We start from the raw sequence: 11,795 nt of genomic DNA on the forward strand, positions 1-11,795 counted from the left end.
TTAAAAAATTATTAAGTGAAAATATTAGATAGGTACATACTTATCACGTTTTTAAGGACGTTTTTTAGCGTCTTTGTTATATTCATGTTCATCTTTGTTTTGCAAGGGGTTTGGCTATACATTTCCGAACTTGCAGGAAAGGATTTAGATGTTGCTGTTACGGTAAAGTTTATTTTTTACTACATGCCAAAGTTGATTCCTTTGGTAGTACCTTTGAGTGTCTTGTTATCTTCCATTATGGTTTTTGGAAACTTTGCCGAAAACTATGAATTTGCTGCAATGAAATCTACCGGTATTTCGCTACAGCGTGCCATGCGAAGCCTAAGTGTATTTATTGTGATTCTTGGTATAGGTTGCTTCTTTTTTGCTAATAATGTTATTCCTTGGGGTGAATATAATTTTTATAACCTAAGACGTAATATCGCCAAGAAAAAACCTGCACTAGCTATCGCTGTAGGTCAATTCAATGAAATTGGTAATATCAATATTAAAGTTGAAGAAAAAACAGGTGAAAATGGGCAATTCCTCAAAGATGTTATCATTCACCAAAAAAGCGATACTCGTAAAGGAAATTACACCGTAATTAAATCTGAAGAAGGTGAATTAAAAAGTAGTGAAGAATCCAATATTCTTAAACTCGAATTAAAAAATGGTAATTATTATCAGGAAATTGTAGATAAAGACGTCCGAAAAAATATAAAAAAGCCTCACGCCAAAAGTTATTTTGACACCTATGTTATAAATGTAGATCTCGAAGAGTTGAATGCTGATGATATGGATGAAAGAAATCATTCAGATCGCTATAATATGCAAAATATAAGCCAGTTAAACTATACCATAGATAGTTTAACGGCAAAGCAAACTAATGATGCCGAAGCCTTATCAAATACTTTATATAATAGATCAACTTATGCTTCCCTTAATAAGAATATTGAGATTAAATCATTAGAGAAGAAAGATTCAATTTATACTAATAACATTATTGATCTATTCGATAAAACTAACACTAAAGTACAAGTTATTAATCTCGCTATAAACTCGGCTAATAGTACAAGACAAATTATAGATTCAAATCTAAAAAATCAAGAATCTAAAAATATTTGGTTGAACAAGCACATTATTGCTCTCCACGATAAATTTGTTTTAGCTTTTGCTTGTGTTATTCTGTTTTTTGTAGGAGCACCTCTTGGAGCTCTAATTCGCAAAGGTGGCTTAGGTCTACCAATGGTTATTGCTATAGTATTGTTTTTAACCTATCATTTCTTTGGAATATTTGCAAAAAACAGTGCTGAAAAAGGAAGTTTCAGCCCAATTATAGGTTCGTGGCTTTCAACAGCCATAATGTTGCCTTTAAGTATTTATCTTACCACAAGAGCCACAAATGACAAGGGCGTTTTTCAATTCGATAATCTTATTGCTCCTTTTAGAAGAATGTTTGCGCCAAAGAACAAACTTCAACTTTCTGAAAGTGATACAAAATCTTATAACTATTACAAAAAATATTCAATTGAAGAGTTAGTCGCTATTATTAAAAAACAAGACGAATTTGATTTAGATAAAAAACCTAAAGAAATAGCACTTCATAGTTTATTGAGTAGAAATATAGCTCTTGAAGGTCTTAAATCTGAAGGCCTCTATGTTCCTGATAAGCTCATTAAAGCCAAATCATTGATGAAGGACTACAAAGATTATTCAAAAACCAGTTTAGTAAGTTATAGTATTGGTGCCATATTGTTAATTCTTCATTTTGTTTTTAAGAACAATAAACTTCCTGAATTTGCAGAAGCCTCTTTAAGCTTAAGCATCATCGGATTTATATTTTACGCTATCTACGTAATTGTAGATGCTTACGTCTATTCAAAATTTTATAAAACTATAAAGGATGAGAAAAAACGAATTAATCCTCTGATTTTAATTCTGTCACTTCCTTTCTACCCTTTAAAATACCTTTATTTAAGAAATAAGATTTCTTACGACTTCTATCTAAGTTGCGTTAAGAACATAAAATAAGCGTATCTTTGCTTAATAAATTTTCATTATGATATCTAGTGCTGTGAATACCGAAACACGTTTAAATACTATTGAAGAAGCTATTGAAGACATTCGCCAAGGTAAGGTTATCATTGTTGTCGATGACGAAAACCGAGAGAATGAAGGTGACTTTTTAGCTGCTGCTGAAAAAGTATCTCCTGATATGATCAATTTTATGGCTACTCATGGTCGTGGATTAATTTGCACACCTTTAACCGAAAAGCGTTGTAAAGAACTAGATTTAAAGGTTATGGTTACTAACAACACGGACCCTATGGAAACGGCTTTTACGGTTTCCGTAGATTTAAGAGGAAATGGTGTTAGTACAGGAATTTCTGCTGGAGATAGAGCTAAAACTGTAAAGGCATTAGTGAATAAAGAAACAAAGTCTTTTGAGCTCGCAAGACCAGGTCATATTTTTCCTTTAATTGCTAAAAATGGTGGAGTATTAAGACGTACAGGACATACAGAAGCCGCTATTGATTTTGCGCGTTTAGCTGGTTTTGAACCTGCTGGTGTTATTGTTGAAATTATGAATGAAGATGGTTCTATGGCACGTTTACCTCAATTATTGGAGGTCGCTAAAAAGTTTGATTTAAAGATTGTTTCCATTGAAGATTTGGTTGCTTATCGTATGGAATATGATTCTTTGATTGAAAAAAAAGAAGATTTTGATATAGAAACGCGCTTCGGTAAGTTTAGATTAAGAGCATACCAACAAACTACCAATAACCAAGTTCATATTGCTTTAACAAAAGGTAACTGGAAATCTGATGAACCAATCCTAACTCGTGTTAATGCTACTTTGGTAAATAATGATATTCTTGGTACACTTACAAATAATGCGGATCAAAAGTTAGACGATATGTTTAACGTTATTAATTCGGAAGGCAAAGGTGCTATCATATTTATCAATCAACAAGCACAGTCTATGAATTTGCTAAATAGATTGGCAATTCTAAAAGAAGAGCAAGTTGAAGGTAAATTAGTAAAAGCTCCGAGTATTGCTATGGACACCAAAGATTTTGGTATTGGCGCGCAAATACTTCACGATTTAAAAATCAGCAAGTTGAAATTAATTTCAAACAGTCTACAGACCAAACGTGTTGGAATGATTGGCTATGGTTTAGAAATTGTTGATTACGTAAATTATTAAGAAAGTACACTCTTAATAATTTCAGCCATCTTATCTGCTCTGTCCTTCACTTCTTGTTCTGTCCAAGATAATTTAATCAGGCAAGAAATATTTCTACCTATAAAATGATCTGATTGTTCGAAAGACTTTGTCTGAAGATAACTTAAGCCCTCCTTAACTTCTTCGGAAATTGGGAATAATGATTTTAAATCCTTTAAATGGTCCCATTTACGAATGTAATGCCAATTGTTGTCATAATAGTTCCAACAAGCATCTATACCATTTTCCTTAAAAGCCTGAATTACTTTTCGTGTAATCTCTATATTTGGAAGGAAGAAATTGAAGAAAGCTCCACTCTCTACTCCACCTTCTGGTACAGTTCTCAATGTGATTTCAGGAATTTGAGATAATGTCTCTTGAAAAATTTTGAGGAATTTACGTTGAATTTCTAGAAACTCTGGTAAACGCTTAACCTGAGCCAAACCTACAGCTGCATGGAGTTCTGAAATTCTAAAGTTATATCCTAAAAACGGATGGGTTTCCGCACCTCTATCATTGCCAATATGATCATGACCATGATCACTGTAATGATCTGCATTAATGTAATAATCTTTATTATTAGTGATAACAGCACCACCCTCGCCACAAGTAATGGTTTTTACAAAGTCGAATGAAAAACAACCTAAATCACCTACACTTCCTAGTGGCTTTCCTTCATAAGTGGCACCAATGGCTTGGCAAGCATCTTCAACCAAAATTAAATCTTTAGCATTACAAATATCTTGAAGTTCATTTAGATCTGCCATACTACCACACATATGAACCACCATTACGGCTTTAGTTTTATCCGTAATAGCTGCTTCTACAGCTTTAGGATCTAAAGTTAGAGTGTCATCAATATCAACCAAAACAGGAATTGCTCCTAACATCATAATAGCTTCAAAACTAGCAACAAAAGTAAATGTTGGCATAATAACCTCATCTCCTGCACCTACACCTGCAGAAGCCAATGCCACAGATACAGCTGCAGTTCCGCTAGATACCAATTGCACGTGTTGGGTTTTAAATGCAGTTTCGAGTTCTGCTTCAAGTTCTTTTGCTTTCCAATGACCTTTTCGCATCCCATCAAAACCATAGCGCATTAACACACCATTATCTAAAACATCATTTACTTCTTTTCGTTCTGCTTCACCAAATAATTCAAATCCTGGCATAAATATTTACTTTTCTTAGCATTTTAATTATAACTCAACTACTGTTTCTGAAACTGTTTTTCTAACTTTCTTAAACGTTGAAAACATATCATCCTCTGCTCTATACCCTACAGGAAGCAATAAAACAGAATTTAAACCTAATTCATCTAAAGCTAAAGTTTTGTCTACTTCTGCTGGCTTAAATCCTTCCATAGGACAGCTATCAATACATTCTACAGCACAAACAGTCATTAGATTTCCTAATGCTATATAAGCTTGTCTTGTTGCCCAATCTACTTTTCTATCTAATGACATAGAAGAAATTGTAGATTTCATCTGGGTTTTAAATGGGTCTAGAATATGATCTGGAGTTTCACGGATATTTTTAATATTATCAAAATGATTATCAACATCTTTATCATCTATTTCTGATTGAATACACAATACCAATAGATGAGAGGAATCTATTACCTGACGTTGTCCAAAAGCACATGGCAATAACGCCTCTCGTTTAGTCTTATCCTTAACTACAACTAACTTTAGAGTTTGTAATCCATAAGATAAGGCTGTTAAATTAAAAGCTTCTTTAAGAGTTTGGAGTTTATCATTTGATAATTCTTTATTACTATCAAATTTCTTTGTAGCGTAGCGCCACTGTAATTTTTCTATAATAGACATGGTCTCTTTTTTGACAAAAATAAGTATTTAATCTATGATGGAAATAATATTACCTACTAAAGAAATCTTAATAACAGCTTTATTATTTTTGTGAAGACCAATTACATAAAATATGAACTTTATAAAAGCAACACTCTTATTATTTATCATTGTTTTCACAAGCTGTGCAGAGAAAAAAGTTCCTGAAGACAATGCTAAAATAATGTCCTATAACATTAGACTTAATGTAGCTTCTGACGGAGAGAACGCGTGGCCAAACCGAAAAGAATTTTTGACTTCTCAAGTATTATTTTTTGCTCCTGATGTGCTTGGAGTTCAAGAGGCTTTGCCTGGTCAAATGAAAGATTTAGATACTTTATTAACTGATTATAATTTTATAGGTAAAGCCAGAGATGGCGTAGATAAAGGTGAATACTCAGCTATTTTTTACAATAAGAAGACTGTATCAGTAGAAAAAGATAATACATTTTGGCTATCTGAGACACCAGATGAGTTATCTCAAGGCTGGGATGGTGCTTGTAGAAGAGTATGCACGTATGGGTTGTTTACTCTTAAATCTACAAAGGAAAAATTTTGGGTTTTCAATACACATTTAGATCATGTTGGAAAAGTAGCCCAAAAGAAAGGTTTAAAATTGATTTTAGATAAAGTTAAATCAGTAAACACGGAAAACCTTCCTGTGTTTATTACTGGTGACTTCAATGTAGAACCAAACAGTGATGCTATAGCACAAACAAAAGTAGATTTTTATGATTCAAAGGAAATAGCTGATATTATTTTTGGACCAGAAGGAACTTTCACTGGTTTTAAATATGATGAGCCTGTAAATAAAAGGATTGATCATATTTTGGTTTCAAAAAACCCTAAGGTGAATGTTGAGAAATATGCTATTTTCTCTAGTTCTGTAAATTTCAAATTTCCTTCAGATCATTTTCCTGTATTTATTGAAGCTGAGTTAAAATAAGAAAAAAGCAGGCTCTTATAAATAATGAGCCCACTTTTTAGCTATCAATCAATCTATTTTAGGTAATATTTATTGGATGAATTCAGCATCAGCTTTAATTCTAACCTCATCGCTAATCATAGCTTCAGGGAATTTTTCGCCAATGTTAAAGTCTGATCTTTTTAAAGTTCCTGTAACTTGAAAACCAGCAGTTGTTTTCTTATTCATTGGGTTAACTGTTGTTCCTCTAAACGTTAGGTCTAATGTTACTGGCTTTGTTACACCATGCATTGTTAAGTCACCCTCAAGTGTATAATGATCTTTCTTTACTTTTTTCATTTTGTTACTCTTAAAAGTTAATGTTGGAAATTTTTCAACATCAAAGAAATCTGCACTTTTTAAGTGATTGTTTCTAGCTTCAACTTCTGTATCAATTGAAGCCGTTTTAGCTTCTAATGAAAATTCAGCATCACTAAAATCTTCTTTTGAAGCTTCTAAAGTAATATCAATATCATTGAATGTTCCTGTAACATCGTTGATACCTAGATGAGTTACCGTAAATCCTAATGTAGAATGCGCATCATCATTACTCCATGTAGTGTTTAAGGCTGTAAAAGCCGTAGCAAAAAGTGTAAATGTTATTAATAAATAATTTTTCATGATTTTTAATTTTTAGTGTTTAAAATTTTAAGTGTTTGGTGTTATTTTAACTGATGTCATAGTCAACGATCCTCCTAGTGGCTTATCATTAAATAATGATACATCATCATTTTTGTCTTTAAATGCCATGGTATAAATTAATGGCATGTAATGCTCTGGTGTTGGTATTGCCAGCTCAAAGGCTTTACCTTGTGATCTAAAGTTTATTAGATCTTTATGATTATCGTCTAAAATGAAGTTTTTCATGCTTTCGTTAGCTTCAATAGCCCAATCGTAAGCATATTCTTCGTTAAGTTTTCTCCAGTTTACCATTCTAAGGTTATGTACCATATTTCCACTTCCAATAATTAGAACGCCTTTATGTCTAAGTTCTGAAAGTTGTTTTGCTAAATCGTAATGGTATTGTGCCGGTTGTGTATAATCAATACTCAGCTCAATCACAGGAATATTTGCGTCTGGATACATGTGCTTTATAACACTCCACGAGCCATGATCTAATCCCCAATTTTCATCGAGACCAACTTCTGTTGTTTTAATTAAATCCTTAGTGGTTTGAGCCAATTCAGGACTACCAGGTGCTGGATATTGCACATCAAACAACGCTTGTGGAAAACCGCCAAAATCGTGTATAGTTTTTGGTTGTTTCATCGCTGTAACGAAGGTCCCCTTGGTTTCCCAATGCGCTGAAATACAAAGAATAGCATTTGGCTTTTGAATTTCCTGACCTAACTTTCTAAAGCCTGAAACAAATTCATTCTCCTCAATAGCGTTCATTGGACTACCGTGACCTAGGAATAATACTGGCATTTTGCTGGTATTACTCATTTTAGATGTTATTTTGTTTAAGTCTTGTAAGTTCATAGATGCTCCTATTATTGGCAGCAATGCCATTGATTTAATAAATTTACTTCGCTTCATCTTAGAGAAATAAAATTAATTATGCTTGTTTAACAAACTGTAATTCTCCGATGATTTTAACTTCATCACTAACCATAACTCCACCTGCTTCTAAAGCAGCGTTCCAGTTAAGTCCCCAATCTTTTCTATTGATTTTACCATTTACAGAAAATCCTATTTTTTCGTTTCCGTAAGGATCTTTCATTTGTCCTCCGTACTCTAATAACAATGCGATGTTTTTAGTTGTATCTTTTATGGTAAGATCACCTTCTAATGAATATTCATCATCATCAACTTTTGTAAGCTTTGTACCTTCAAAAGTTATAAATTCATGTTTTGAAGCGTCAAAGAAATCTTCGCTTTTTAGGTGTGCATCTCTATCCGAGTTGTTTGTAAAAATAGAATCTGACTTTACTTTTGCTGAAATTTTAGATGCTGTAAAATCTTCACCGCTAATTTCTGCTTCAAACTCAGTAAACTCACCTTTAACATTAGAGATCATTAAGTGTTTTACTTTGAAATTGATTTCACTATGTGTTGGATCAATTGTCCATTTTGCTGTAGTACTCATTGTTTATGTTTTTTGTTGGTACAAAGATGCAATGAGAATACAGTAAGTTCTTTACACTATTCGGTAAATGAGTTGTAAAATTAAGAAATCAGCAAGTTTTTCATCTCTTCTCTAAACTCTGTAGGACTTTGTCCGGCCTTCTTTTTGAATACATTAGAGAAATAAGAATTCTCATTATAACCTAATTCGTATGCGATTTCAGAGATGGATTTATTAGTACTGACTAACAAATTTTTGGCTTCAATAAGCTTTCTTGTTTCAATAATTTCAGAAACGCTTTGCGATAAAATATTCTGACAAATTAAATTCAGATTTCTTGAAGACATAAAAAGCTTCTCAGCATAATATTCCACACCAACGGAACGCTTGTAATTTTCTTCAAGGATTGATAGGAAATTTTTGAAAGATATGTGTTGCGTTTTCTGCAAATCCTCATCATATGGATTGATTCGTTGTCTTTCACCCTCAACAATCGTAAAAATAAGGTTTAAAGTTTGCTGTATAATAGCATAATTAGGAACAGTTTTTTGGTTTTCATCAAAAATCATCTGGCACAACAAAATCAGTCTATTAAAGCAAATTCCACAATCTAATTGCAAATCTGCCTGATTGTGGTAATAGGAATACAATTGAAATGTAGTCTCAGGAATAAATTCACTTTTGAAACGGATAACCCAAATATCACACTCTCCATTTAATGGCTTTGGTTGCACGCGGTGTACTTTACCTTTGGTTACAAAACTCACAAAAGGCGCTCTGGTTTCAACCGAATCGAAATCAATGAAGTGTTCTAAAACTCCCTTGTTTCCTATCATTAATTCTTCAAAATCATGTCTATGTGGCTCATTAGCTTCAGAAGCTATTCGATTGGCTTCTTCAACATCAACTTTGAAAATTTGGAAAAGAGAATCCATAAGAAATGAAGTTATTTACTATCTAGTTTTATTTACTTCAAAGATATTGATTTTTGAATATAGAATTCAATATCTCAACACAATTAACCCAAAACAAAAGCCGTAAACTTTATCAAAATTTACGGCCTTATTTTTATATATTAAGTAAATCTTATGATGTTGTTACTTCTAACTTTGCTCTGTAAGCTGGAAAAAAACCTGAATAACTCAATTCAATATCTTCGGTTGTTGCCAAACGGTTCTTCAATAAACTCTTATAAGCTTCTTCGTCTACTATATATTTCCAAACTTTGAAATCTTTGAAATCTTTTGAAAAACCACTTTTAAACCTGAATAATGAATCCTCGTTACTACCTCTTCCACCTCCAAGGTTAAAAATTTTATAACCTTCATCTGTAGCTTCTATTCTGGCTTCATCAATAATGAGTTTAATTGGATCTACCTCATAGGTATCTTCGCTTAATCCTGATAGATGATACTGAACAATATCTCCTGTTTTTATAAAAATCGCAGCACCTATTATAGATTGAGTTTCATTATGAATACAGAGCTTTAATACTGACTCAAAGTCATCACTTGAAAGAATTTCTTGATAATACTTATCGGAAAAGAAATAACTATCGTCAGCGTCTACACGCCTCATATTTTCTTCATATAAATTCACGAAAATATCTTTATACTCTTCAACACTTCCATTAATCACTGTACATAGCTTTCTGGATTTGTTTAGATATGTTTTTAATCTTCTATTGAATTTTGCTCTTTGATTCTCAATGGTATCAGTTAAGTCTATACAAACCACTTTTCCTAGTGTTGTGATTTGACCTAAACCATTCAAAATATCATCTTGATACTCTAATATAGGATGAAATCTAGAAAAAACTGAAATGATATTATTCTCTTTAAAGTAAGCGTTTAACTCTTTATAAAAGTTGTCCTTATTAAATTTTTCGTCTGTGCCAGAGCTTAAAATACCCGAATAGCCATAAACTGATACAGCATCTTTAAATTCTGAGTTTTCTATGGTTCTTATTAAGAGTGGCAAACCTAACACCGTTTCACCTTCAGTATATTTTATTAAGACAGGAAACTCCCCTTCATTTTTAGAAAGTTGGTGGTAGTCATAAGTGTGATAGAAATCAATATTTCCAAAGACTTCTAAAAGTTCAACCCATTCTTTCTTATTTTTTATAACGTCTATCATTAAACTTTTTATTTTAATTTAAAATTAGAATTAATGCTTATAGAAAAGCATTAATATTTTAATAAATTAAAGTTGTTTTATGTTAAATTTTAAAATTAGTGTTACACCCTAAACATTGCTCCTGTAGGTTCTAAGCCAACATAGGCTCTTCCTGCTTGAGTTAACCAGTGAGGCTGTATAATACCATGTTGTAGAACAGCATGAATATCTCTGTGTGCACGTTCTATATGTGATGTTGTATACAATGACGCTGTTCCTGCTACAGCATATATTTCAGTAACCATAGCTCTTGCTTCTGTTGCTGCCTGTACAGAGGCTGACCAAACATCTGCCAATTGTATATCTGTATATCTGTTATTAGCTTTAGCTTCTTCCCATATTACATTTACTGTACTGTGCAATTGACATCTTTTAGAATCTAAAGTTGTTATTGCCTTGGCTAAAGCACTCTGAATTTGTAGCCTATCTCTTAAATCAGGATTTTTACCTGGTGTAACACGCTCAGCACACAAACGCTTTAAATCTGTAATAGCAGACTTCAAAATCCCTAGGGCAATTGACGCATTACCTACGGCATTCATACAGCCTATAGGTAATCTACTGTAAGGGTTATCAATTTCAACTGGGCTATCGAAATCAATGGCGTATTTTTCTTCAACAAAAGCATCTTTTATCTCAACATCATGGCTTCCCGTTCCTCTCAACCCACCAACACTCCATGTGTCAATAATATTTATTTCAGATTTAGGAAGAAAGAGTAATTTTAATTTGGCGCCAGGTCCTAATGTTTTTGGTAAATGATCAGAAGTAACAAGGCAACGTAAAGCAAACCAATCTGATATTTCACAACCAGATACTAGTGTCCAACGTCCAGAAACTTTATATCCACCTTCTACGATTTCCGCTACACCTTCTGGTCGTGCAGAGTTAGCGTACACATCAGATGAATTTTTATAAATTTCATTCATACTTTCCTGATCTAGGAATCTACCGAAGGTACAAGCCAAATGATTATTCCATGCACTCCATGCTACAGATGCTTCAGCGCTTGCTAACAACTCATAAACCTTGAATACTTCTACAGGATTTTCTTCCCATCCTCCAAGATATTTTGGTAAACCAAGTCTAAACAATTGCAAATCCTTCATACGGTCAACAACCGCTGGTGCCATTCTTCTTAGTTGTTCGGTTTCATCTCGATGTTTAATTGCTAAATCGTAAATCTCTAAAGCTGCTTCTGTAGGTGACAAGCTAGTTTGTTTAAGCGTAGATGTATTACTCATAATATATTTGATTTAAGGCTTTTATATAAGTCTCTTTATATTCCGATTCTAAATATATTGTGAAAGCTACAGTAGCACATAATTAATTGTTAAAATGCCAAAAAAATTGATAACGTGAGTTTTAACATGTAAAAAATTTTACAAATAATTTACGAAAACAAAAAAGGCTTTACCAATGTTGGTAAAGCCTTTGCGGAGAAAGAGGGATTCGAACCCCCGGAGGTGTGACCCTCAACAGTTTTCAAGACTGCCGCATTCGACCACTCTGCCATTTCTCCGATTGCGG

Annotated in this window: 11 protein-coding genes and 1 tRNA gene; 3 read left to right on the top strand and 9 right to left on the bottom strand. The window is 33.0% G+C overall.

The annotated features are described in order from the left end of the window. The first annotated feature begins 15 nt into the window (after window positions 1–15). The gene (locus AC2H4K_RS00545; RefSeq protein WP_348634913.1) at window positions 16–2,010 is read left to right on the top strand and encodes an LptF/LptG family permease; all 1,995 of its coding nucleotides are present in this window, start codon (window positions 16–18) and stop codon (window positions 2,008–2,010) included. A 28-nt stretch (window positions 2,011–2,038) separates the two neighbouring features. Then, window positions 2,039–3,187 (top strand): 3,4-dihydroxy-2-butanone-4-phosphate synthase, encoded by a 1,149-nt coding sequence (gene ribB, locus AC2H4K_RS00550; protein ID WP_281141343.1) that lies wholly within the window; start codon window positions 2,039–2,041, stop codon window positions 3,185–3,187. On the opposite strand, the gene AC2H4K_RS00555 is transcribed toward ribB, so the two are convergent. Both AC2H4K_RS00555 and AC2H4K_RS00560 read right to left on the bottom strand, forming a co-directional pair. Beyond that, window positions 3,184–4,380 carry a DegT/DnrJ/EryC1/StrS family aminotransferase gene (locus AC2H4K_RS00555; RefSeq protein WP_281141342.1) on the bottom strand — a complete coding sequence of 399 codons (1,197 nt, stop codon included), beginning with the start codon at window positions 4,378–4,380 and terminating at the stop codon, window positions 3,184–3,186. The genes ribB and AC2H4K_RS00555 overlap by 4 nt on opposite strands. 27 nt (window positions 4,381–4,407) lie before the next feature. Continuing rightward, window positions 4,408–5,037 carry an NAD(P)H-dependent oxidoreductase gene (locus AC2H4K_RS00560; protein WP_281141341.1) on the bottom strand — a complete coding sequence of 210 codons (630 nt, stop codon included), beginning with the start codon at window positions 5,035–5,037 and terminating at the stop codon, window positions 4,408–4,410. A gap of 112 nt (window positions 5,038–5,149) precedes the next feature. Between AC2H4K_RS00560 and AC2H4K_RS00565 the strand changes: the two genes are divergently transcribed. Continuing rightward, on the top strand, window positions 5,150–6,001 hold the full coding sequence (locus AC2H4K_RS00565; RefSeq protein WP_281141340.1) for an endonuclease/exonuclease/phosphatase family protein: 852 nt from the start codon (window positions 5,150–5,152) through the stop codon (window positions 5,999–6,001). Between the two features lie 69 nt (window positions 6,002–6,070). Here the strand turns inward: AC2H4K_RS00565 and AC2H4K_RS00570 are convergent, their stop codons facing one another. The 7 genes from AC2H4K_RS00570 to AC2H4K_RS00600 all read right to left on the bottom strand — a co-directional run bounded on the left by AC2H4K_RS00570 (window position 6,071) and on the right by AC2H4K_RS00600 (window position 11,787). Beyond that, on the bottom strand, window positions 6,071–6,640 hold the full coding sequence (locus AC2H4K_RS00570) for a YceI family protein (RefSeq protein WP_281141339.1): 570 nt from the start codon (window positions 6,638–6,640) through the stop codon (window positions 6,071–6,073). Window positions 6,641–6,667: 27 nt separating this feature from the next. Continuing rightward, window positions 6,668–7,501, bottom strand: a complete 834-nt coding sequence (gene ygiD, locus AC2H4K_RS00575; protein WP_281141424.1) for a 4,5-DOPA-extradiol-dioxygenase — start codon at window positions 7,499–7,501, stop codon at window positions 6,668–6,670. Between the two features lie 76 nt (window positions 7,502–7,577). Next, a complete protein-coding gene (locus AC2H4K_RS00580) occupies window positions 7,578–8,108 on the bottom strand; it encodes a YceI family protein (protein ID WP_281141338.1) in 531 nt (176 codons plus the stop codon). An 80-nt stretch (window positions 8,109–8,188) separates the two neighbouring features. After that, complete coding sequence (locus AC2H4K_RS00585; RefSeq protein WP_281141337.1) at window positions 8,189–9,022, bottom strand: helix-turn-helix domain-containing protein; 834 nt, start codon at window positions 9,020–9,022, stop codon at window positions 8,189–8,191. A gap of 151 nt (window positions 9,023–9,173) precedes the next feature. Then, complete coding sequence (locus tag AC2H4K_RS00590) at window positions 9,174–10,226, bottom strand: GNAT family N-acetyltransferase (protein WP_281141336.1); 1,053 nt, start codon at window positions 10,224–10,226, stop codon at window positions 9,174–9,176. Window positions 10,227–10,327: 101 nt separating this feature from the next. Continuing rightward, on the bottom strand, window positions 10,328–11,509 hold the full coding sequence (locus tag AC2H4K_RS00595) for an acyl-CoA dehydrogenase family protein (RefSeq protein ID WP_281141335.1): 1,182 nt from the start codon (window positions 11,507–11,509) through the stop codon (window positions 10,328–10,330). 193 nt (window positions 11,510–11,702) lie between these two features. Then, window positions 11,703–11,787, bottom strand: a tRNA-Ser gene (locus tag AC2H4K_RS00600). Window positions 11,788–11,795: the final 8 nt, after the last annotated feature.

It is taken from the genome of Winogradskyella sp. 266wxhm (assembly GCF_058964685.1).